The organism is Bacillus cereus ATCC 14579, from assembly GCF_000007825.1.
Lineage (GTDB): Bacteria > Bacillota > Bacilli > Bacillales > Bacillaceae_G > Bacillus_A > Bacillus_A cereus.
Genome location: NC_004722.1, coordinates 3,305,944 through 3,328,943 on the forward strand (window position 1 = coordinate 3,305,944; position 23,000 = coordinate 3,328,943).

Consider the following 23,000-nt stretch of genomic DNA (forward strand, 5'->3'; position numbering starts at 1 on the left):
ATTGCTAATCATATTTCACTATAGAAATATATTTACTACTATTTTACATATGGAGATACATATATTATATGCAAAAAAGAAAAATATTGTCAAACTCACCCATAAAGCAATTATATTCATATACCATATTTAAAGGAGGCTTCATTGTCTATGATTCTTAAGTTAAATTCCACTTCTTTTGAAGTAGCAACATCCATTTTACAGGTTCAAATTCCAGCTTATAAAGTTGAAGCAGACTACTTAAATAGTACTGCCATACCTCGTTTATATGATACTGTAAACGATATTCAAAATTGCGTTGAAACATTCTATGGATATTTTTCTGAAAATAAACTTGTCGGTTTTATTTCTTTTGTACAAGAAGAAAAACTAATCGATATCCACAGGTTAGTTGTATCGCCCAATTTTTTTCAAAAAGGAATCGCAACGAAACTCCTAATTTATATATTTAACATGTTTCCCTCTTCAATGGCATACATTGTACAAACAGGTAAAGCGAATACCCCTGCTATTACTTTATATAAAAAACACGGATTCATTACAGTATCAGATACAATACTTCCTGACGGTATGATTCTTACGCAATTAAAAAAGACAGAATACACAAAATAATTTGACTTGTTCGCTCCTTTATGTTATTTTTTACTTTATAAAACCTTTTGCTGAGTCCAAATTTTGGAGCGGGGGAACCATTTTTGTAGCTATGCTACTTGGGGCGAATCTTTTTTAAGTAGGGAAACTCTCACTTCCCGAGTCCGACAGCTAACCTCGTAAGCGTAATGGGAGAGGAAGGTGCTTTTTGCCTATGTTACACATTTTGCCTCCTTAATTATAAATATGGGATCGATATCAAATAGTCACCTATATTTATAGAAAAGGAGAATGTATTATGTTACGTTTATCTGATCACGCAATAAAAATGATGGAGCAAAGACTCCGAATTGAAAAACAACGCACATATCAAGCAAATAAAGTTGTAGATAACTTACATCACAAATACTTCTTTCAGCATATTTTTCAACCGAAAAGATAAAGAAAATGTTTATTTAATATTAAAAAACACAAGGTGTGTCTTACAAAGACATTCCTTGTGTTTTTTATATTCTTTATAAAATTCTCACTACATTTAAGCTTGCTGTAATCGCACCTGCTATAGTAGTCACATGCCCTACACCTAACGGGCCATTTTGTAATATTAATGTTGAATTGGCACTCGTCACATTCACAAGAAGTGTATTTGAAATGGCTGGTTCGATTACTACAGTTGATGTCGTTACGTTTTGTATAAAACTCCCTGTTAGTTGCGTTCCATTTAATAGCAATCTAACAGATACTGTCTCATTCCCACCATTTGCATCCCCTTGAAAATAGTAGCTTACTAAATATATTCCTGGCGTCGTTACTGTGACTGTCGTAGCACTAGTTAAAGATACACCAGTTCCATATACAGTGGATCCAGAATTAATTGGGATGTTGGCATTTGCTGCAATTGTGCTTGTTGATGTAGAAAAGAAATATCCGCCACCTGTCGATATAGCAGATGATCCTGTTGCTCCAGTTAAGCCTGTTGGACCCGTGGCACCTGTTGGGCCCGTTATCCCCGTTACCCCTGTTGCTCCAGTTATTCCTTGTATGCCTTGTATTCCGGTCGGTCCTGTTGCACCAGTCACTCCAGTCGCTCCGGTTGCTCCGGTTGCTCCCGTCACACCTTGTGGACCTTGGATTCCTTGGATTCCTTGTGGACCTGTTGCTCCCGTAGGGCCGGTCGCTCCCGCCTGCCCCGTTACCCCTTGTGGACCTTGGATTCCTTGTGGACCTTGAGGACCCGTTGCTCCCGTCTGGCCGGTTGCTCCCGCCTGCCCCGTTGCTCCTTGTGGTCCTTGAATTCCTTGAGGACCTTGGGGACCCGTTGCACCAGTAGGTCCGGTTGCTCCTGTTGGACCAGTTGGGCCCGCCTGGCCAGTTATTCCTTGTAGACCTTGAGGGCCTGCCTGACCAGTTGGGCCTTGTGGACCTTGCACGCCTTGTATCCCCTGAATTCCTTGGGGGCCGGTTGGACCAATTGGACCTTGTATTCCCTGAATTCCTTGAGGACCCGTTGCTCCCGTCTGGCCGGTTGGGCCTTGTGGACCTTGCACTCCTTGTATTCCTTGAGGACCGGTTGGGCCTATACTTCCTTGTGGTCCCTGAATACCTTGTATTCCTTGAGGACCAGTTGGACCGGTTATGCCACTCGGACCTTGTACGCCTTGCACTCCTTGAGGACCGGTTGGACCACTCGGACCTTGGATTCCTTGTAGCCCCTGTAAACCAGTTGGACCGGTCGCTCCCCTTACTCCTTGCTCACCTTGTATGCCTTGTAGACCTTGAGGGCCGGTTGGACCGATTGGACCCTGTGCCCCTTGCACTCCTTGTGGACCAGTCGGACCGGTTGCTCCTACCGGTCCCTGGATTCCTTGTAGACCTTGCGGACCAGTCGGACCGGTTACTCCTTGTATCCCTTGTGGACCTTGAATGCCTTGATCACCCGTTGGACCCGTTGCCCCCATCGGTCCCTGTACTCCTTGCAAACCTGTTACACCAGTTGCTCCGGTCGGTCCCTGTATTCCTTGTACCCCTTGAATTCCAGTCGCTCCTGTTGCTCCGGTCGCTCCTGTTGCCCCTGTTGCTCCAGTCGGACCAGTTGGACCCCCTGGTGATCCTGCTGGACCGGTTGGACCAGTTGGACCTCCTGGTGGACCAGTTGGACCGGTTGCTCCAGTCGGGCCAGTTGCAGAACCTGTCGGACCAGTTATCCCAGTGGCTCCTGTTGGGCCGGTTGGACCTGGATCACCTTGTAAACCGGTTGGACCAGTCGGACCGATTACACCTTGCACTCCTTGTATTCCTTGTATTCCTGTTGGACCTACTTGCCCCATTTCTCCCTGGGGACCTTGTAAACCTTGAACACCAGTTTCCCCTTGTGGACCCATTGGTCCTTGCTCCCCTTGAATTCCTTGAGAACCAGTTGGCCCTGTTGGACCAATCGGACCCTGTATTCCTTGTATTCCGGTTACACCTTGTAAACCACTACCTCCTAAATTACCTTGCACACCTTGTATACCAGTATTTCCAGTTGGTCCAGTCGGACCAATTTCCCCTTGCACTCCTTGTATGCCTTGTATTCCTGTTGGGCCGGTTGGACCGATTTCTCCTTGCATTCCTTGTATGCCTTGTATTCCTGTTGGACCGGTCGGACCGATTGGGCCAGGAATTCCTTGTATCCCTTGAATACCAGTTGGACCAGTCGGACCTCTTTCTCCTTGTATTCCTTGAACACCTTGTATTCCCTGTGGGCCTCGTTCTCCCATAGGTCCTTGATTACCTTGAGAACCTTGTGGTCCAGTTAAACCAGTTGGGCCGGTTGGACCATTTTCTCCTTGCATCCCTTGCACTCCTTGTATTCCTTGTGGGCCGGTTGGACCGATTGGACCTTGTACGCCTTGTATTCCTTGCGGTCCAGTTGGTCCACCTAAAGCACCAGTTGGACCGGTTGGACCAGTGGGCCCCGTAATACCTGGCGGTGGAAAAGGAATAGGTGCTTGAAACTTACTACACTTATCTTGATTCTTCACAAGCATCTCCCCCGTTATAACTAACGTATCAAACTATTTTTAATACATTTAAACTAGCTGTTATCACACCAGATAATGTCGTTACATGCCCGATAGCTAACGGACCATTTTGTAAAGACAAAGTTGCATTTGAAAAAGTAACTTCAATGACCATCGTATTCGAAACTGCTGGTTCTAATATAAAAGTACCTCCTGTAACATAAAAAATAAAACTCCCTGCGACTTGTGTTCCATTTAAAGTAAGCCTCACTGAAATTGTTTCATTTCCGGCCGTTGGATCACCTTGAAAATAATAGCTTACTAAATAAATTCCCGGCGTACTTAACGTTACAGTTGTTGCATTTGTTAAACTGACATCAGAACCAAAAACTGTAGATCCAGAATTAATTGGTATTAACGCATTCGCTGCAATTGTACTCGTTGAAGTAGAAAAGAAATAACCGCCCCCACTAGGTAAACCAGTCGCTCCTGTCGCTCCCGCTATTCCAAAGAAACCTATTGAACCTGCACTACCAGTTGCTCCTGTCGGTCCCACCACGCCACTTGGGCCCTGACTACCTTGTGCTCCAACTGGGCCTATACTACCACTAGCACCTGTCACCCCACTTGCTCCAGTTGGGCCTTGCAAACCTTGAACTCCTTGTATACCTTGTATTCCTTGCGAACTCGTTGCACCTGTATTACCTGCCGTTCCCGTTATTCCTTGTATTCCCGTAATCCCTTGAACTCCTTGCACACCTTGTGGTCCAGTTGCCCCGGTTGCTCCAGTTGCCCCAGTTTCACCCGTTGCACCTGTAATTCCAACATTTCCTTGTGGACCTTGGGGCCCTTGACTACCTTGCGCTCCTTGGACTCCTTGAGGTCCTGTTATACCAATTTCCCCTGTATTTCCTTGGGGGCCTCTAATTCCTTGTGCACCTGTTGGACCGATAATTCCTTGCACACCTTGTATTCCTTGCACTCCTTGCGCTCCTGTTGGACCCGTTATTCCTTGTAATCCTTGAGGACCTTGCAAACCGATAGCTCCAGTCGGTCCTATTATTCCTTGCACTCCTTGAGGACCTTGGGCACCTTGTGTACCTGTCAATCCGGTAGTCCCTTGTATCCCTTGAACACCTTGAGGACCTTGTGTTCCAGCTGCTCCTGTTTCCCCTTGAATTCCTTGTACGCCTTGGATTCCTTGTGCTCCAGCTGGGCCGGTTGCTCCTCGGATTCCTTGTGCTCCTTGAGCTCCTTCCGCTCCTGTAACACCAACTGGACCAGCTATCCCTTGTATTCCCACCATTCCTTGTGCACCTGTTGGACCTATCACACCTTGAATACCTTGAATACCTTTAGGACCTTCTGCACCAGTTGGACCAGTTACTCCCAGCGGACCTTGTATTCCTTGAGAACCTTCTGCACCCGTTGGACCTGTTATACCTTGGTTACCTTGAGGACCTTGTGCTCCTTGTACTCCAACTGCTCCAACTACACCTTGGGCACCTTGCGCTCCCCTTACACCTTGATGACCTGTTGGACCGGTTATACCTTGCACACCTTGCCCTCCAATTGGACCTATCCCTCCGCTTACACCTGTTGAACCGGTCGCACCCGTTGGACCTGTTGGACCTCCTGGTGGACCCGGTGGGCCAGCTGGTCCAGTCACCCCACTAGAAGGGCCAATTGGACCGGTCACTCCCGTCGGACCGCCCGGTGGTCCTTCTGAGCCTTGAGTACCAATACTACCTGTCGCTCCCGTTATACCTCTTATTCCTTTTATCCCTTGAAAACCTGTTGCTCCCGTTATACCTTGTATTCCTTGCACACCTTGTGGTCCTTGTAAACCTATTGCACCTGTTATCCCCTTTATTCCACTTATACCTTGGGCACCTTGCATTCCAGTAGAACCAGTTGGACCCACTTCCCCTTGTATTCCTTGAGCTCCTTGCGGGCCTTCCTCTCCAGTAATTCCTTGTATACCTTGGAAGCCGTCTTCTCCTTGTATACCAATAGCCCCTTGCTCTCCTTTTATTCCTTGAACACCTTGAGGGCCTTGTGGACCAGTTACACCCGAGACTCCAGTTACGCCTCTTTCTCCCTGCATTCCTTGTGCCCCTGTTTGTCCTCGCTCACCTATTTCCCCTTGTATTCCTTGTATACCTTGTATTCCTTGACTACCAGCAGGACCCGTAGCTCCTTGTATTCCTTCTAATCCTTGTACTCCAATATCACCAATTAGACCTTGGTTTCCGATTAATCCTTGAGCACCTTGGAGACCAGTTGGGCCAGTTATACCTTGCTCTCCTGTATCACCAATAACTCCTTGTATTCCTTGTGCTCCTGTTGTCCCTCGGGGACCTTGTATCCCCCTGATACCTTGAGGACCTTGGGGCCCAGTTGCTCCCGTCGGTCCAGTCACCCCTGTAGGACCAACAGGACCTTCATGCCCTCCAGTTGGACCGATTGGACCACTATTACCTGTCGGACCCGTTGTTCCTATAAGCGGAAGAGGCAGTGCCACTCCAAATTTTTTGCACTTTCTATGATGACGCACAACAATCCCCCTTCCCCAAAATAATTACACCTTTTATATGAAATGCATTTTTATAAGAAAAGTACACCTTTGACCTCATTTTTTTAAAATAAAGAAGCCTATCATTTCATCTATTTGAAATCATAGGCTTCTTTTATAAAAACACTTTACTTTCTAGCTTTAATAATAAAAGTAGTCGGCACCATTCTAGCTTTATATAAAGAATAATACTTCATAGACGGCTCAGCTAGTTCTCCATCAAACGAGCTTGATGGTTCAGGCTCTTCTATTCTCTTAATTTTAAATCCCACTCTATTTAACTCATTTATGTATGTACTTATTTTTCTCTTATATAATGTCGCTTGTACATTTTCTCCTTTAAATGTTTCAAACGTAATGGGCGTTTCCTCATGATAAGAAGACTTTATAGCAACTTCTTCCGTACCATACTGTAAGTTTGAATATACCGGGTGCTCCCAACTAAAAATAAAACTTCCCCCTGGCTTTACATATGAATAAATCAGTTCCAACGTTTTTCTTAAATCCGAAGTCCAACCTAATGCATAAATGGAATATACAATATCAAAATATCCTTTCGGAATATCGCCTTCTTCTTCCATTGCTCCACATATTAACTTTGGATTCCACGACTGTAACGTTTCATGTGCCGTTTCAATTTGTGTTCTCGAAAAATCAAGTCCCCACAATTCTTCTGCGCCATGTTCCGCCATATACTGCAACGAATGTCCACTTCCACACCCAATATCAAGTACCTTTTTATCTTTAATTGAATCGAACAAATGAATCTCATCTTCAGATGCCGTATACGGTCCGTATTTCGGTAAACAATCCACTTGAAAAAATAAGGTGCAACTGTATCCCAACACTTTTTATTTAAAGCTAACATTTGCGTACCTTTCATATTTTACATTCCCCCATCCATTTTTCTTTCTCTAATATTAATTACATATCATAACCAGATCGCCCTTTTCTCTTCGCCCGGTAGTTTTTCACTTTCGCAATCGTACCGCATGCTCTTCCTCCTTCTTCTCCAGCATACATACCGCACCATCTTTTACTTCCATTTCGCGAATGATCATAAAATACCCAGCGACAATCTGGACATGCTTTTAACCTTCCCCATACATTTTCTTGAATTGACATTAACACAATGCTTAACACTTTTGTATACACATTCTCTTCATATACCGGTTCATATGTAATACCTTTCATATCATCCTTTATATGTACATGAAATGGGTATTTCTCTAACCATTTTTGCAATGATCCTTCGCCTTCAATTGTCATCCGAATATCTTCTCGAAAACCTCTTAATTCCTCTATCGTATGAAATGGAAACTCTTCATCAAAATATTCTTTCATAAAAAGCTTTATGTCTTCTTCTGTTTGCAGCAAATCAATTGGCTCTCTCGTATCGTTTGGTATTCTCCATGTATTTAAAAATTCCCGAATATATTCTAGTTCATTTGGAGCGTTTTGATTCAATTCGATCCACCTTCTTCTTAAAATTTACTTTTTTCTGACTTTATGTATAATTATAGTATAAAATAGTTAACCATCAAATTATTTTACTGGTTACATAATTAGGAGGATTTCTATGAAAAGTTTCTCAACACCGATACGTTTCATGCTTATTTCTTCATTTTTTATGTCTTTTGGGTATTTTGCAGTATACGCATTTTTAGCTATTTATCTATTAACCTTTCTTCATTTTTCTGCTGTCCAAGTAGGAACAGTGTTGACGGTTATGACAATTACATCACGAGTTATCCCATTATTCTCAGGGTTAATTGCTGACAAAATAGGCTATATCATTATGATGATAGCCGGTTTATTTTTGAGAGGAATCGGATTTATCGCTTTAGGAATATGCTCTGATTTCTATACAATTTCTATTTCTTCTGCACTTATTGGCTTCGGAACTGCATTTTACGAACCTGCTGCGCGCGCCATATTCGGTTCACAACCAGCTCATTTGAGAAAAAATTTATTTACATATTTAAACCTTAGCTTTAATTGCGGTGCAATAATCGGACCAATTGCAGGAGGGTTCATACTCTTACTTGATCCAATCTATGCCTTCTCTCTAACAGGATCACTTATGCTGTTATTCGCTTTTATCTTTTACTTACTTAAAAATCACTTCCAAGTCACTACTGAAAACACGTCTATTACATTAGGAATACAGGCCATCTTACAAAACAAGTCTTTCCTTCTGTTTTCCTTTATCATGATTTTCTTCTATATTATGTTTACTCAACTTACTGTCGCACTTCCACTTCATATGAAAAACATTAGTAGTAGCAATCAACTTGCTACACTCGTTATTACGATAAATGCGATAACAGGCGTCATATTTATGGTATTATTCCGAAAATTATTCCACAAATACAACACACTTTCAATTATTAAATACGGTGTTTTATTAATGAGTATTTCCTTTTTACTCATTCCTTTATTTCAACACCCATATTGGCTCTTTATTTGTGTAATTTTATTTACAATCGGTGAAACACTCGTATTACCTAACGCTGATATCACTATTGCAAATTACAGTAATGAATCATATACAGCCACTTTCTTCGGATTTTATCAACTATCACTCGCATTTGGTTTTATCATTGGTAATTATACCGGTACATCTTCTACATCCAACTTAAGCGGAATGTATACACCATGGCTTATTTTTGGCGGAATAGGACTTATTGGTTTTATTTCACTACATATTTTGAATATAAAAAAAGTGGCCTCTAAAGAGGATATACACCTATGTAATACAAGCGACCTATAACGAAAAAGATTCGACCATCATCTTTGACAGTCGAATCTTTTTATTTTTCATATTCAAGGTGATTATGTCTTTTACAACCAAATAAATAGCAAGCCCCTATATAATCAGTTTCAAACTCTAATCCTGGAACGTATCCAGATTTGATACGTTCTACCATTGTTTTATAACAATTATTCTCTTCTGTATATTCCTCAATTAACTCTTTCTTATCATTTTCTGTCCAGTTTTCTTCTACTTCTTCATTCTGAACATCTTCTATTTCTGCTGTTTTCGCTTCGATACATTCCCGTATAACTTCATTTATACGGGAGAAATTATTCGTTTTATATAGAGCATACACAAATCTACCAATCCAATTAGGACTTTTCCAGCATTCTTTATATCCCTTTTCGAACCATTCAATTGCTTCTTTATAGCAATTCAACTCAACATATAAATCTGCTACATTAATTTCCCCTAAAAAATTATCAGATTCCCTGTTAAAAGTATCTAACTTCTCTTTTGCTTCTGTCGTTCGTTCTAAATCAATTAAACATTTTACATAGCTATACATGATATAGTCCGAATCCCCTGCAACTCGCAAGAAAAAGTCTGAAGCTTTTTCCAGCTCTCCAAGGTTATAATGCGCTACAGCTACATTATGATATGCTTCATCCGATGGTTGAATCGAAATAGATTTTTGTAATACTTCCTTCGCTTCTTCCCACTTTTTTTGTTTTATATAAATTTCCCCTAAGATGTTATAGGGAAAGTATGAAGAAGGATTCAACTTAACAACTTCTCTTATTAATTCAAGAGCTTTCTCATCATTCTCTTCCTCATAAAAGTACATCCAAGCCAGATTATTGAGAGATTGTACATCTCTAGATTTATGTACTGCTTGTTGAAATAGTTCCATTGCTTCCTCATATTTATTTTGTTCAAACATTTCAATTGCCTTCTCATTAATGTTCAAATAACTACCTCCGAAGTGAATGAATTCATCTATTCCCTATCATTATTGTAAAATGTAAAAATTGTAATTTCTATAAAAAAATTTCTTTCTCTCGTCTACATTTCGATTGAAATAGAAGCTAAAACACAAGAATTTACAACAATCAGTAAATTCTTCAATCTCCCTTAAATTGGATATACACCCTGTTTTAATTTACATATTATGGTACAATTAAGGGGGTACTAACTAAACATTTACGCTCCGCACTAGTAATCTAGCAATACCAAAATCAAAAATCACATAGAATCGGAGGGGATGTTATGAAAAAGAAATTACTTGTTCTTCTATTCACTGGAATCATATTATCAGGATGTTCAACTATAGCAGAGAATTCTTTAGAAAGCGGGAAAGGCAGTATGGAATTATTAACACCAACGATCACAGCAAAAGATAATGAATTAGAAATTAAAACTAAAGGCATTGATGAAAATAAAGTAACTTTTATTTATGTTGCTAATAAAAAAGTGTTGGAACAAAAACTAAAAAATGGTGAATCCTACAAACTTAACATTAAAGATATCGAACACGCTCATAGGACGGACTACAAACCAAAAGTTCAACTTTTACAAACGAAAGACGATGATGATGATGGAGAAATAGTAACCTTCAAACAAGTTAGATATACAGTTAAAAACTGATTTTAAAGTTGTTTCATTATAAATGTAACAAAAGAAAATATACTTTTAACAGTAGATAAATGTAGGGGGTGCTAACATGAAAAAACGATGGATTTCTTGGTGGATTGGTAACATATTTTGGATTATCGTTTTTGGAATATGGGCCGCTATTATTTGGCTACGAGATGTTGATGGTGCTGGTGTTATTCAAACACCTGAAATTAAATCAATATCACTTATCGTTTTATTAATCACGTTTATCATACCGGTATTTTTTCAAATTATATGGCTAATCATTAATTTGAGAATGAGTAAAAAACATAATTATACGATTTAGTTTTTTTGAATTAACAGATGAATATTTTTCATAAAAAAAGAGAGGAATCTACATCAAAATAGATTCCTCCCTTTTACATTTAGACTTATACTGCGCTTTTAATGCATCACTATTCCTCTTTTTTACGATGCATGTTCATCTTTCTTCTTCATTAACGCTCTTTTCTTCATCGCCTTCGTTAAATATCCACCCTTAAACGAGCGAATTTCATACGAAGACATAAACGCTTTCGGTGCAATTTCATTAATGATTTCTAAAAGCTCTTTCTCTCTAGAACGCTTTGCGACGATATCTAAGCGATAACGTATAGAATTAATACCTTCGCCTTCAAATACTGTAACGCCAAATCCAGAGTGACGTAACTCATCTACTAATTCATTACAACGGTCTAGTAAACTAACTTGATACGTAATATAACCAATTGCTAATTTATTCTCTATATAACCGCCTAATAACAGTCCCGCACTAAAGCCAATGACATAGGCAACGATATTCATCCAATTTGATAAATCTTGAAACACAATACCTAAACTGACAATGTAAATAGCTCCTTCTAACAATCCAACACCAGCAGCGGATCTTGTTTGATTCTTTACAAGCAAAATCGTACGGATTGTTAAAATTGGAACGTAAATAATTTGAAGCACAAAAATAAGTAGCGCTTGTAACATTGGTATCCACCTCTTTCAAAAAGTCTTTTGTCATAATAACATACATAACCTTTAGAAATCGATGGGTTTTTAATTTTTTTTTTATTATTTTTCATACTATTGAAAAACGCAAAAAAGAAGCGTATTATATTTGTCGTTAATTTGATTACTTGTATCATATCGCTAAACTAAAAAAGGAACCTGATTAGGTCCCTTTCATCATAGCTCTATGTTTTTTGAAGCATGTTCTCTTTGCTTCTCTTCTTCTTTCACTAACTGCATATTTGCATAAGCTAAATTTGCAATCATTAAAAAGTGACCACCTAAAATACCTGTACCGAATGCCCACATTTCCATTTCATGCTCAATTTCATACATGATGATAGCTCCTAAAATAGCAGCTGCAAATCGGTTTAAAACTCCTAATCCAGGAGCCTTTTTCTTCATTACGATACTTTTTCCGAGTTTCTCCACTCTGCGAGCTAATAACCAAAGACAATAGGCGCTTACTGCTAATCCAATACCGAACCCTGTCACTTGTTTTCCAAACGGAGTAATCGTCCACATAAGTAGTAAACCACTAAAGATCACATACAATTGTAATCGATATACACGTAAGGCTTCTTGAATCAAAATATCCGCTCCTAAGTTCTCATTTTTTGTACTTTAGAAGAAAAGCAGCAACTTACACAGTTGCTGCTTTCTCTTCTTCTTGTTCTTGTTCCATCTTACGAATTTCAACACGTTTAATTTGGTAAGCGTCTTTTTCTAACACTTTAAATTCAAAACCTTCCGCCTCAACGTGTTGTCCTTCTTCGATTTCATGATTTTGCATCATAATCCATCCACCGATTGTATCCACATCATCTTCTTCGATGTGTAATCCAAATAAATCTTTCACTTCTGAGATAAGCACTTTTCCATCAACAATAATATGTTGCTCGTTCACATGTTGAATTGGTGGTGCTTCATCTTCATCATATTCGTCACGAATTTCGCCGACGATTTCCTCCAAGATATCTTCAAGCGTTACAATTCCAGCTGTTCCTCCGTACTCATCATATAAAACAGCCATCGGAATTCGCTTCTTCTGCATTTGAAGTAATAAATCGTGAATTGGAGTCGTTTCCATCACTTCAATAATCGGACGCATATACGAGCGAATAGATGATAAATCTTTTTGATCCTCGGTCATATATCGAATAAAGAAATCTTTTACGTTGACCATACCGATAATATCATCTTTATCTTCTCCAAAAATCGGATAACGTGTGTATCGCTCATTTTGGATTACTTTCATGTGTTCTTCTACTGAATCTTCCAGGTAGAAACCAACGATTTCTGTTCGCGGTACCATAATCTCTTTTGCAATACGATTATCAAATTCAAAAATATTATTTACATACTTGTATTCAGCTTGATTAATTTCGCCACTTTCATAGCTATCTGAAAGGATAAGACGTAATTCTTCTTCTGTATGAGCTACTTCATGTTCAGAAGCCGGTTTTAAACCGAATAAACCAGTTATCACACGAGCTGAACCGTTCAATACCCAAATAAACGGGTACATCACTTTATAGAACATCATTAGTGGAGCTGCAAATAATAATGTTACTTTTTCAGCCTTTTGAATTGCCATCGTTTTCGGAGCCAATTCCCCAACTACAACGTGTAAATACGTCATTAACATAAAAGCAAGACCAAATGTTAATACTGATGAAATAGAAGGATTTAAGTTCCATTTCTCAAATAACGGGTGTAATAACTTTTCAATTGTCGGTTCACCTAACCAACCTAATCCCATAGCTGTAACTGTAATACCTAATTGACAAGCAGATAAATATTCATCCAAATTTGTTGTTACCTTTTTCGCTGCTAAAGCACCGCGTTTTCCTTCCGCAACAAGCTGATCAATACGACTTGAACGTACTTTTACAATCGCAAACTCTGCTGCTACGAAAAATCCAGTAAATGCGATTAAAATCGCAACCATGACTAAATTAAATATTTCCAATGAATCCCCTTAGTTAAAAAACTAAGGTGTCCACCTCCTGTATACTATAATGTTTTCTTATTTGTTTGTTAGAAAACATAGCCCGATACAAAAATTAAAGAGGTCGGATTTCACTTATTCTATAATAATAGAGCAAGTGTCTGTATTAAAGCTGTCGTTTGACCTGATAAAGATTTCGATATTTTTTCACGTTGTGAATCAGTCAATTCATCTAAAAGCGGTTTTAACTCAGTAAGCTCCACTTCTAATCGATGAATATGGTCTGTCACTTCATTCACTTGTTTCGAAACGTGTTCATTGATACCGAGCAGCTTCTTCTTCTCCTCGATTTTCTCTTTAATCTCACAAAGCGGCATATGCATTTCTTTGCACTTTTCAATAAATTGTAATGTCTCAAATGCTGTTTCGTCGTAATAGCGATAATTAGATTGAGATCGCTCCGCTTTTAAGATACCTAGATTCGTATAATAATCAATCGTTCGTTTCGACACGTGAGCCATGAGAGCCAACTGTCCGATTCGATACACCTTCCCAACGATCTTCCCCCCTTGTTTATATTACTTACATCATACAATACATAAACTGTACAGTCAAACGTGACGGTTTATTATTCACAATTTATACAAAATTCCAATCTCCTCCTATGATGATTCAATACGAGTAATCTACACTTATACAATAAAATTACTAAACTACTACCTAATCACTACATTATCTGCCACTTTTAACCTTTCTTATTTAAAAGCATATCCTACTAATAATGATTGCTTGTATAGGAGGGAATTAATATGAAAAAGACAATCATTTCTCATTTTTATAATGAAGAATACCTACTTCCATGGTGGCTTATGCATCACACGAAAATATTCGATCACGGCATTTTAATTAATAGAGGGTCTACAGATCGTTCCGTAGAAATTTGTAAGCTATTAGCACCCCACTGGGAAGTACGAAATTCAAGATTTCTTGAGTTTGATCCAACTAATACTGATATTGAAGTGATGGAAATTGAAAGAGAAGTTTCAGGTTGGAAAATCGTTTTAAATACTACTGAATTCTTTTGTTGTAATAATACTGAAGAATTTTTTTCATCTCTTCATACACTAGGCCAAAACATGTATGCGATTAGAATGATTTTAATGATAGATAATCATAATTATAATTATTCAAAGCCTAGATATTCTATCCCCTTAGTAGAACAGCGATACCACGGTGTCTTCCCTTATAACCCAAATCTCGGATGTGCTTGGAGATTTATTCACAATCATCTAGACGGTGCATATTTACCTGGTAGACATCATTCGCGGCACGGATATATAATTTATGACTATCCTTCATTTATTTTAAAATTTTATTTTAGCCCTTGGAATGAACAATCAAAGGCAAGAAAATTACAAATTACACCTACCCTTTCAAAAAGGGGTGTTCAAATGGGACTTCAAACACATTACGGTCAATCTCCTGAAGTACTGGACATACGTTTTTTAGAGCTTAGTAACCTAACACAAGACCTCCGTCATAACCCTGAATATCAAGAATTATTTCCAAAATTCAAACCGTAATATTTTCTGCATCGTCATCACCTCAAACATTTTCATTCACTTAATCAAAAACAATCTCATTTGCATAAAACATGAATACTGTATAAATAATAAATTTTTATTTTAGGAGGAAAAAATGAAAGCTGTTATTCTTGCTGGTGGGTACGGTACAAGAATTGGGGAAGAAACACATTTAAAACCGAAACCTATGATTGAAATTGGAACAAAACCCATTCTATGGCACATTATGAGTTTGTATAGTCATTACGGGATTACTGAGTTTATTATTTGCTTAGGCTATAAAGGATATGCAATTAAAGAGTTCTTTCTAAATTACAACTTACACATGTCTGATTTCACAATACAGTTAAACGATAATACAATTACTAGCCATTCTCATCGTGTAGAACCATGGAAAGTTACACTAATCGATACTGGTGTAAATACCGAAACGGGTGGCCGAGTGAAAAAGATTCAAAATTATGTCGGAGACGAACCTTTCTGCCTCACTTATGGTGATGGATTAAGTAATGTAAATATAAAAGAACTTATTACATTCCATAAAAAACATGGAAAATTGGCTACTGTTACTGCCGTACAACCTCCTGGTAGATTTGGTTCTCTCATATTAGATAAACAGTCTGTAACATCTTTTCAAGAAAAACCATTAGGTGATGGCGGATGGATTAACGGTGGATTTTTCGTTTTAAATCCTGAAGTTTTCAATTACATTAGTGGAGATAAGTCTGTTTTTGAAACAGACACTTTAGTTCAGTTAGTAAACAAAAATGAATTGGCCGCATATCAACATTCTGGTTTTTGGCATCCGATGGATACATTGCGCGATAAAAATAAATTAGTCGAGCTATGGGAAAGTAATAGCGCTCCGTGGAAGGTTTGGTAATATGGCTTCATCATCTTTTTGGAATAAGAAAAAAGTATTTATTACAGGACATACTGGATTTAAAGGCTCCTGGCTCACCCTTTTCTTAAGTTCTTTAGGTGCAGAAGTAGTAGGCTTTTCTTCTCATCCCCCATCCATTCCTAACATTTTTGAACAAGGTAACGTAGCAAAAGAGTGCACGACAATGAAAGGCGATATTACAGATTACCATTCTTTATTTCATGCCATGAAGCAGCATAAACCTGACATAATATTTCATTTAGCAGCTCAGCCAATCGTAACCGCTTCATACAAAAATCCTATCGATACATTCAAAACGAATGTTTTAGGTACTGTCCACGTGCTAGAAGCAGCAAAGTCCGTCGAAAGCGTACGTGCCATTATTAATGTGACAAGCGATAAATGTTATGAGAATGACGGTAGTGGCGACCGAGCGTTCGTGGAAAATGACCGACTAGGAGGTTTCGACCCTTATAGCGCTAGTAAAGCTTGCGCTGAAATAGTGGCAACATCCTATCAAAAATCATTCTTCCGCACTAATACCCAGAAACTCGCCTCAGTCAGAGCTGGTAACGTCATCGGCGGTGGTGATTGGGCAGAAGATCGATTATTCCCTGATATCATTCGGGCATATTTGCACAATCATACTTTGTATATTCGAAACAAATATGCCGTCCGTCCGTGGCAACATGTTTTAGATCCTCTACATGGCTATATCCTTTTAGCTGAGAAACTTTGGAATGATGATAAATATGCAGAAGCGTGGAATTTCGGCCCAATGAATGAACCTAACAGAACCGTTCATGATGTCATTGAATCTGTAATAAAATTATGGAATAACCCACTAACAATCATTTCCTCCTCTACAAATACTCCTTATGAATCACCTGTTTTAACACTCGACAGTACAAAAGCAGTAAATAAACTCGGCTGGACTCCTAAGTTATCAACAGATGATGCTATCGCTTGGACTGTTGATTGGTACAAAAAATATGCATCTGGTGAAAATATAGAATCTTTCACACGACAACAAATCGATGTATTCAAAAATTTATAAGGGGGCTATAAAATGGAACAGAAAAAATGCCGTTTTTGCCACTCATTACTAACCAACACTTTTTTAGATTTGGGCGTTTCCCCTCTTGCTAATTCATTTGTAGCTCCTGAAAGCTCATATAAAATGGAACCTTTTTATCCGCTGCACACATTTGTTTGTAACTCTTGTTTACTCGTACAGCTAGATGAATTTGAATCCCCACAAAATATTTTTCATAACTATTTATACTTCAGCTCTTACTCCTCAAGTTGGCTACTACACGCTAAACAATACGTAGAAATGGCGATTAAGCGTTTCAACTTAACGAAACATTCAAAAGTGATTGAAATCGCAAGTAACGATGGGTACTTATTACAATACTTTAAAAAAGAAAATATCGAGACATTGGGAATTGAACCCGCGAAAAACGTAGCAGAAATTGCTATCAAAAAAGGAATTCCTACTCATGTAAATTTTTTCAGTAATGACTTAGCAAAAAAATTGCCACAAGCTGATTTAATCGTCGCAAATAACGTATTAGCACACGTTCCGAACTTGCATGATTTTGTCGCTGGTTTAAAAACACTATTAAAACGTGATGGCACGATAACAATTGAATTCCCACACTTATTAAACCTTATATCCTTTAACCAATTTGATACCATCTACCATGAACACTTCTCCTACTTCTCACTTATAAGCCTTCAAAAAGTTTTAAGTTATCATCATTTAAAAATTATTGATGTAGAAGAACTTTCAACGCATGGTGGTTCCTTACGGATTTTTGTAAACCATCTAAGTGCCCAATCAACTATCCATTCCAATGTTACAAAATTAATTCAAAAAGAAGTCGATCATGGGTTAGATACTTTAGATTACTATCTCCTTTTTTCTAAACGCATCGAACAATTGAAAATAAATATTTTAAAGTTTTTTATTGAAGCGAAAGTTTTAAACAAACAAATTATCGGTTACGGTGCTCCAGCTAAAGGAAACACCCTTTTGAATTATTGCGGGATAGGTAAAGAATTTCTAGCTTATACAGTAGATAAAAATCCTCACAAACAAAATCTCCTTTTACCAGGAACTCGTATTCCAGTAAAATCTCCAGCAGAAATTAAACGTACAAAACCGGATTACATTTTCATACTTCCTTGGAATTTGAAAGACGAAATTATGAAAGAATGCTCTTTCATTCGTGAATGGGGCGGTAAATTTTTAGTGACGGTTCCAGAAGTTGAGGTGATCGAGCCATGAAGAAAGTTGTTGTAACAGGTGGTAGTGGCTGGATAGGTAAATATGTTGTACATTCACTTATACAAAAGGGATATGAAGTGCACGCCACGTATAATAAAAATAACCCCTCTCACCTCCCTTGCCATTGGCATAAAGTAAACTTGCTTCGCGATGACGAAGTAAAACAATTCATTTCGGATGTTCAGCCTAGCCATCTCATTCACCTTGCTTGGGAAGCAGTGCCACCAGCATGCTATGTATCTATTAATAATTACTATTGGCTAAAGTCTAGTATTTCATTGATTCAACACTTCACAACATGCGGCGGAAAGCGTGTTGTCGTTGCAGGTACTGGCGCAGAGTACGAATGGTTTAACGGCGTATTATTTGAAGATTCATCGCTCCTTTCCTATAAAACCCCGTATTCTTTATGTAAAAATGCACTGCACTCCTGGCTAGAAACGTATGCACAACAAACAGGCCTCAGCATGTGTTGGGGCCGCATTTTTCATATGTATGGACCTCACGAACAAGGTAATCGGCTCGTTTCTAATATTATCACTTCCTTATTAAAAAATGAGGAAGCACTATGTACACATGGAAAACAATCGAGAGATTTCCTCCATGTGAGTGACGTCGCAGACGCTCTCGTAACAGTATTAGAACATGGCGTTACAGGCACCATCAATATCGCTTCAGGTCAATCTGTACAAATTAAAGAACTAGCTTCTATCATCGCTAAAAAGATAGGAAAAGAACATTTAATTAAACTAGACGCGATTCCTTTCTCTAAGGATGAACCTTTATTCGTCGGCGTTAGTGTAGAACGTTTAAAAACTGAAGTAAACTGGGAAACCAACATACGATTTAAATACAGGAATAGAAGAAACAATTTTATGGTGGGAATCATTTATACAAAAACATAACGATATACGTCACTAAATCGTAAATCCTTCGTTCCTCTCGCTAATTCCTTATACCATTCTTCTAATCTTTCCGGCGTAATAATATGGTGCGTCCCCATTCCCCCATGCTTACTAGCTTCAGAAAGAGTCGGACCAATTTGTAACTTTCTCTTTCTCATCACATCGTTCCACGGACTAAATCCAAACCATAATATACAAGCAAGAGGTGGATAAATCATCGATTCATGCGCAGATAAATGTCTTCCAACCGTATAACTTCCATGCTCATGATTATGAATAAATCTACCTCTTCTCCATAACGGCCAATCTTCTGGTAAATAACCATGAAATCGCTGTTTCATTAAAGGTATTCCAAAGTTAAGGTCAGGATAGTTGTAGTTAGGATCATCAACCATAATAAGCCCGTCCAGCCAATACATCCTCCCCCCCAATTCATTTAGCGATTTCCAAAACTGATTTTTATCTTGCACGCAAAGAAACTCAGTCGTATTTAAAATCATTTTCCATCCTTGTACTTCTTGTTCTATCCTCATCACTTCATGATCTGTCGCATATGCATCAAACTCTGGATTTACAGAATCTCGCACCTCCCAATGCGGTGCGAATTTTTTACAAATCTCAACGGAACGATCTGTTGAACCTTTATTAATTAAAATACCATGATCAAAAAGTTTCGTATGATGCATAAGCCACCATGGCAATAAATACTCTTCATTGTAAAAATGTGAAATAACGGTTGTAGTTATAATAATCTCCTCCTCTTTCTCTATTAATCTACTTTTTATCCTACAACCAATATACTCATAAGCAAAAATATGTTTCCTAATTATTGATCAAATATTATTATTAATATTTTTGTAAGTTTTCCTTTGGTACCCAGCCCTTCTCACCATCTCTTCCTTCGCACCAAACCCATTCATTCAATTCTTCTAATCCGATCAATCTTTCTCCAATATTCACATTTAATTCTTTCGCAGTATATTGTTTTATAATAATTCCTGTTCCATTCATATCTTTTCTTATAATTTGCTCCGGAACCCATCCTTTCCGGTTATACTTCTCTTCGTGACAAAACATCCAGTTTTCCCAGTTTTCCGGACCAGCGTAACTCTCTATCATTTTCACTACATCCCCCTCTTCTAAGCGAATTGGATTAGGATAATTGCTAACATGTGATTTTATAACGATATATTTCATAACAACCTCCAATAATCAGAAAATTAAGTTATAATATCATTATAACTTAAAGAGGAGGAATGCACTCATGTACTACAACACTTCATTCGAAAACGATCAACCTGTAGGCCGTCTATAAACTAAGACGGGCTTATAACACATACACTATGCCTCGTCTTAGGGAACTCATATTACCCTAAAAATAGACGGAGGTACTTCAAATGAAACAAACAATTTTAGGAGCTATATGCTTATCACTAGCAGCAAGTATATGGGTCGGTATGTATGTTGTTAGCAAATACGTACTCGATTTCATTCCACCACTAACACTCGTTTGGCTACGCTTTATTATCGCTTTTGTTGTTTTATATGGCATTTTGAAACTAGCTGAGAAAAAGCAAAAGAAAAAAGTAACCATTCGCAAAAAAGATTGGCTCCTATTCGCTTGGATTGGATTTATCGGCTATTTCATTTCGATCACATGCCAATTTATCGGAACAAAATTATCCGACGCTCATACAGGCTCGTTAGTTACATCAGCTACACCTGCATTTATGGTTATATTTGCAGCGCTCATTTTGAAAGAAAAACTAACTGCTCGTAGACTTTTATCTACTATAATAGCGACAATCGGTGTCATTATCGTAATCGGATGGGATATTGAAATTGGCTCCTATTTTATTGGAACAATCATTTTAGTTGGAGCCGCTATTACGTGGGCTTTACTATCTATTTATGTAAAAATCGCTTCAATCCAATTTTCATCCTTAGTTATTACAACGTACGCAATTTTCTTTTCACTCTTTTTTATTACACCTTTTATGATATGGGAGCTACAAGCGGCCTCTATCGGAACAGTAAATACGTACGTAATATTAGGCGTATTATACTTAGGAATCGTCTCAACAGCAGGTGCCTTTTTCCTTTGGAATAAAGGATTAAAATTACTGGATGCAAGCATAGGTTCCTTATTTTTCTTCTTCCAACCTATCGTTGGATCATTACTTGGTTGGCTCTTATTAAATGAAACATTAAATAGTAACTTTTTTATTGGTGGTATTCTTATTATATGTAGCGTTTTAATTACTACTTTTGAAAAGAAATAAAAAGCAGGCAGAGATTCTTAGTCTCTGCCTGTTCGCATTATTGGATCTTGGTCGTGAAAACCAATACAAATCGGTATATTATTTTGCACTTCACTACGTACACTTATAAAACTACACAGCGTTTTAGCAATTAAATATAAAGTGATACCGATTGCTTTTTCACTTGTGTCAAAGCCATTTTCATTATACATATCCGCTAATTCTACAGACTCCGGTCCCTCAACATCATATGTCCATTCAGAAGCCCAATCATCATCCTCTTCTTCAAGTGGAGCATACTCCTCACAAATATAAAACTGACTAGTCCACTCGTTATCAAGGTCATACTCAAAATAAATCGCTTTTGCTTCTTCATTAGTAGCCATTTCTACAGCTGCATCCAAACCTACTCGAATATTTACCTTATATGACTCTACATCAATTACTTTAATTCGTTCTGCATATTCTGTAGACGCCAACATGCAACAAATATCATAATACTTCGCTTCTATTTGCTCTACTGCTAACGAAAAGACATCCTCTTGCATCTCTTCTAAATACTGAAATATATCCACACTAAATACTCCTCACTCTTTACGCACTCCAATGCGATGGACGAGACAATAATTTCGGTAATTTCGTATGTTTGTCCCCTCTAGCAGCATTAACTTGAACTTGCGTCAGAAAAATACTATTAGTAAAATCAGCCCCGCGAATATCTGCATCTCGCAAATCTGCTCCGATGAGATCTGCTCCTCTTAAATCTGCACCATTTAAGTTAGCCGCAATTAAGTAAGCTCCTCTTAAATTTGCACCTTGTAAATTTTTCTTTTTCAGATTCGCTCCCATAAGGTCTGCTCCGCGGTGAATAATTCGTTTCTTACGCGCAGTATTCATTTCCTTCCATACTAATTCGCTCGTTTCTAAAAGAAGAATGTTCACCTCTGCCCTATGCATTGGAACATTTATTTTCATTAGCTCATCTGGATTTAAATTCGAAAGTCGCTCTGTCTCCTCAATTGCGGTCTCCAGCTCTTTATGAATTGGCTGTGTTGCCTTTAAAAGAATCGCTTCATTCAAATACCAAAGCATTTCATGAAGTTGATGCATAACCGGAAAAGCATCGTACATTTTTCTTGCATGCTTTGCATCTTTCCTCCAATCAATCCCTTTAAACGTACCCTGAGAAATCTTCTGCCCAGCACCGAAACACTCAAATACTGTACAACCTTTATAACCTTTTCCTCTAAGATTTTTATGTATACTACATTTAAAATCTGATTGTAAGTTGGAACATGGTTTACCACCATCTTTATTCACTGCAAAATCTACCGATGCTGCAAACGGTAATGCAACGCAACATAGACCGAAACATTTTTCGCAGTTTGCTTTTAAATGATCGTTATGATTAGTCAAAATCTATACCCCCTGTTGTCTTTTGACTATTTCATAATATTCCAACTGTAATAAATAATCAATTTTAAAATAAACCAGCATCTTTCGTTTCAATTCATAAATTTATCATTCGATTTCCTTTCAATTG

22 protein-coding genes, 2 pseudogenes and 1 riboswitch are annotated in these 23,000 nt (G+C 38.2%); of the genes and pseudogenes, 11 read left to right on the forward strand and 13 right to left on the reverse strand.

Features of this window, described 5'->3' with window-relative positions; genetic code table 11:
- The first annotated feature begins 150 nt into the window (after positions 1-150).
- Positions 151-612, forward strand: coding sequence for a GNAT family N-acetyltransferase (locus tag BC_RS16700; protein WP_000601230.1), 462 nt, complete (start codon positions 151-153; stop codon positions 610-612).
- A gap of 38 nt (positions 613-650) precedes the next feature.
- Positions 651-793: riboswitch (cyclic di-AMP (ydaO/yuaA leader) on the forward strand.
- A 96-nt stretch (positions 794-889) separates the two neighbouring features.
- A complete protein-coding gene (locus tag BC_RS27710) occupies positions 890-1,033 on the forward strand; it encodes a hypothetical protein (RefSeq protein WP_000945243.1) in 144 nt (47 codons plus the stop codon).
- Between the two features lie 73 nt (positions 1,034-1,106).
- Here BC_RS27710 and BC_RS16705 read toward each other — a convergent pair whose 3' ends face one another.
- The 4 genes and pseudogenes from BC_RS16705 to BC_RS16720 form a co-directional block, all read right to left on the reverse strand.
- Positions 1,107-3,620 (reverse strand): BC_3345 family exosporium-associated protein, encoded by a 2,514-nt coding sequence (locus tag BC_RS16705; protein WP_002195688.1) that lies wholly within the window; start codon positions 3,618-3,620, stop codon positions 1,107-1,109.
- A 22-nt stretch (positions 3,621-3,642) separates the two neighbouring features.
- On the reverse strand, positions 3,643-6,150 hold the full coding sequence (locus BC_RS16710; protein ID WP_001215813.1) for a collagen-like protein: 2,508 nt from the start codon (positions 6,148-6,150) through the stop codon (positions 3,643-3,645).
- Between the two features lie 146 nt (positions 6,151-6,296).
- Positions 6,297-7,051, reverse strand: a pseudogene (locus tag BC_RS16715) (class I SAM-dependent methyltransferase).
- Positions 7,052-7,092: 41 nt separating this feature from the next.
- A complete protein-coding gene (locus BC_RS16720) occupies positions 7,093-7,635 on the reverse strand; it encodes a CGNR zinc finger domain-containing protein (RefSeq protein ID WP_001072930.1) in 543 nt (180 codons plus the stop codon).
- Between the two features lie 112 nt (positions 7,636-7,747).
- Here BC_RS16720 and BC_RS16725 point away from each other — a divergent pair, with 112 nt between their 5' ends.
- A complete protein-coding gene (locus tag BC_RS16725; RefSeq protein ID WP_000834865.1) occupies positions 7,748-8,941 on the forward strand; it encodes an MDR family MFS transporter in 1,194 nt (397 codons plus the stop codon).
- Between the two features lie 40 nt (positions 8,942-8,981).
- Here BC_RS16725 and BC_RS16730 read toward each other — a convergent pair whose 3' ends face one another.
- Complete coding sequence (locus BC_RS16730) at positions 8,982-9,896, reverse strand: tetratricopeptide repeat protein (RefSeq protein ID WP_001024472.1); 915 nt, start codon at positions 9,894-9,896, stop codon at positions 8,982-8,984.
- Between the two features lie 299 nt (positions 9,897-10,195).
- Between BC_RS16730 and BC_RS16735 the strand changes: the two genes are divergently transcribed.
- Positions 10,196-10,573: a hypothetical protein gene (locus BC_RS16735; protein ID WP_000728046.1), complete on the forward strand. Its 378-nt coding sequence runs from the start codon at positions 10,196-10,198 to the stop codon at positions 10,571-10,573.
- 76 nt (positions 10,574-10,649) lie between these two features.
- Positions 10,650-10,889, forward strand: coding sequence for a DUF3923 family protein (locus BC_RS16740; protein WP_000747681.1), 240 nt, complete (start codon positions 10,650-10,652; stop codon positions 10,887-10,889).
- 122 nt (positions 10,890-11,011) lie between these two features.
- Here the strand turns inward: BC_RS16740 and BC_RS16745 are convergent, their stop codons facing one another.
- The 4 genes from BC_RS16745 to BC_RS16760 form a co-directional block, all read right to left on the reverse strand.
- The gene (locus BC_RS16745; RefSeq protein WP_000938438.1) at positions 11,012-11,560 is read right to left on the reverse strand and encodes a DUF2179 domain-containing protein; all 549 of its coding nucleotides are present in this window, start codon (positions 11,558-11,560) and stop codon (positions 11,012-11,014) included.
- A 198-nt stretch (positions 11,561-11,758) separates the two neighbouring features.
- Positions 11,759-12,172: an ATP synthase subunit I gene (locus BC_RS16750; RefSeq protein ID WP_000613883.1), complete on the reverse strand. Its 414-nt coding sequence runs from the start codon at positions 12,170-12,172 to the stop codon at positions 11,759-11,761.
- 52 nt (positions 12,173-12,224) lie between these two features.
- Positions 12,225-13,553, reverse strand: coding sequence for a hemolysin family protein (locus BC_RS16755; RefSeq protein ID WP_000402273.1), 1,329 nt, complete (start codon positions 13,551-13,553; stop codon positions 12,225-12,227).
- Between the two features lie 119 nt (positions 13,554-13,672).
- Positions 13,673-14,080, reverse strand: coding sequence for a MerR family transcriptional regulator (locus BC_RS16760; RefSeq protein ID WP_000285639.1), 408 nt, complete (start codon positions 14,078-14,080; stop codon positions 13,673-13,675).
- 261 nt (positions 14,081-14,341) lie between these two features.
- Between BC_RS16760 and BC_RS16765 the strand changes: the two genes are divergently transcribed.
- The 5 genes and pseudogenes from BC_RS16765 to BC_RS16785 all read left to right on the forward strand — a co-directional run bounded on the left by BC_RS16765 (position 14,342) and on the right by BC_RS16785 (position 19,212).
- Positions 14,342-15,115: a glycosyltransferase family 2 protein gene (locus BC_RS16765; protein WP_000750973.1), complete on the forward strand. Its 774-nt coding sequence runs from the start codon at positions 14,342-14,344 to the stop codon at positions 15,113-15,115.
- Between the two features lie 115 nt (positions 15,116-15,230).
- Positions 15,231-15,998, forward strand: a complete 768-nt coding sequence (gene rfbF / locus BC_RS16770) for a glucose-1-phosphate cytidylyltransferase (RefSeq protein ID WP_000648803.1) — start codon at positions 15,231-15,233, stop codon at positions 15,996-15,998.
- 1 nt (position 15,999) lies between these two features.
- Entirely contained in the window at positions 16,000-17,055 is a 1,056-nt protein-coding gene (rfbG, locus tag BC_RS16775) for a CDP-glucose 4,6-dehydratase (protein WP_000168660.1), read from the forward strand.
- A 12-nt stretch (positions 17,056-17,067) separates the two neighbouring features.
- Positions 17,068-18,291: a class I SAM-dependent methyltransferase gene (locus BC_RS16780; protein ID WP_000435778.1), complete on the forward strand. Its 1,224-nt coding sequence runs from the start codon at positions 17,068-17,070 to the stop codon at positions 18,289-18,291.
- Positions 18,288-19,212 (forward strand): annotated as a pseudogene (locus BC_RS16785) (NAD-dependent epimerase/dehydratase family protein). Before BC_RS16780 ends, BC_RS16785 begins: the two are co-directional and overlap by 4 nt.
- Here the strand turns inward: BC_RS16785 and BC_RS16790 are convergent.
- Both BC_RS16790 and BC_RS16795 read right to left on the reverse strand, forming a co-directional pair.
- Positions 19,181-19,981, reverse strand: a complete 801-nt coding sequence (locus tag BC_RS16790) for a glycosyltransferase family 2 protein (protein WP_075678122.1) — start codon at positions 19,979-19,981, stop codon at positions 19,181-19,183. The pseudogene BC_RS16785 and the gene BC_RS16790 sit on opposite strands and share 32 nt — an antisense overlap.
- A 61-nt stretch (positions 19,982-20,042) precedes the next feature.
- On the reverse strand, positions 20,043-20,393 hold the full coding sequence (locus BC_RS16795) for an SH3 domain-containing protein (RefSeq protein ID WP_000875287.1): 351 nt from the start codon (positions 20,391-20,393) through the stop codon (positions 20,043-20,045).
- Between the two features lie 200 nt (positions 20,394-20,593).
- Here BC_RS16795 and BC_RS16800 point away from each other — a divergent pair, with 200 nt between their 5' ends.
- Complete coding sequence (locus tag BC_RS16800) at positions 20,594-21,478, forward strand: DMT family transporter (protein ID WP_000814758.1); 885 nt, start codon at positions 20,594-20,596, stop codon at positions 21,476-21,478.
- A gap of 17 nt (positions 21,479-21,495) precedes the next feature.
- Here the strand turns inward: BC_RS16800 and BC_RS16805 are convergent, their stop codons facing one another.
- Positions 21,496-22,032 (reverse strand): hypothetical protein, encoded by a 537-nt coding sequence (locus BC_RS16805; protein ID WP_000350940.1) that lies wholly within the window; start codon positions 22,030-22,032, stop codon positions 21,496-21,498.
- A 19-nt stretch (positions 22,033-22,051) separates the two neighbouring features.
- The gene (locus BC_RS16810; RefSeq protein WP_000181430.1) at positions 22,052-22,873 is read right to left on the reverse strand and encodes a pentapeptide repeat-containing protein; all 822 of its coding nucleotides are present in this window, start codon (positions 22,871-22,873) and stop codon (positions 22,052-22,054) included.
- Between the last annotated feature and the right edge of the window lie 127 nt (positions 22,874-23,000).

Coding starts and splice junctions, on each gene's coding strand:
- BC_RS16700 (WP_000601230.1), top strand. CDS start 151: ATGATTCTTAAGTTAAATTCCACTTCTTTTGAAGTAGCAACATCCATT.
- BC_RS27710 (WP_000945243.1), top strand. CDS start 890: ATGTTACGTTTATCTGATCACGCAATAAAAATGATGGAGCAAAGACTC.
- BC_RS16705 (WP_002195688.1), bottom strand. CDS start 3,620: ATGCTTGTGAAGAATCAAGATAAGTGTAGTAAGTTTCAAGCACCTATT.
- BC_RS16725 (WP_000834865.1), top strand. CDS start 7,748: ATGAAAAGTTTCTCAACACCGATACGTTTCATGCTTATTTCTTCATTT.
- BC_RS16735 (WP_000728046.1), top strand. CDS start 10,196: ATGAAAAAGAAATTACTTGTTCTTCTATTCACTGGAATCATATTATCA.
- BC_RS16740 (WP_000747681.1), top strand. CDS start 10,650: ATGAAAAAACGATGGATTTCTTGGTGGATTGGTAACATATTTTGGATT.
- BC_RS16745 (WP_000938438.1), bottom strand. CDS start 11,560: ATGTTACAAGCGCTACTTATTTTTGTGCTTCAAATTATTTACGTTCCA.
- BC_RS16765 (WP_000750973.1), top strand. CDS start 14,342: ATGAAAAAGACAATCATTTCTCATTTTTATAATGAAGAATACCTACTT.
- rfbF (WP_000648803.1), top strand. CDS start 15,231: ATGAAAGCTGTTATTCTTGCTGGTGGGTACGGTACAAGAATTGGGGAA.
- rfbG (WP_000168660.1), top strand. CDS start 16,000: ATGGCTTCATCATCTTTTTGGAATAAGAAAAAAGTATTTATTACAGGA.
- BC_RS16780 (WP_000435778.1), top strand. CDS start 17,068: ATGGAACAGAAAAAATGCCGTTTTTGCCACTCATTACTAACCAACACT.
- BC_RS16795 (WP_000875287.1), bottom strand. CDS start 20,393: ATGAAATATATCGTTATAAAATCACATGTTAGCAATTATCCTAATCCA.
- BC_RS16800 (WP_000814758.1), top strand. CDS start 20,594: ATGAAACAAACAATTTTAGGAGCTATATGCTTATCACTAGCAGCAAGT.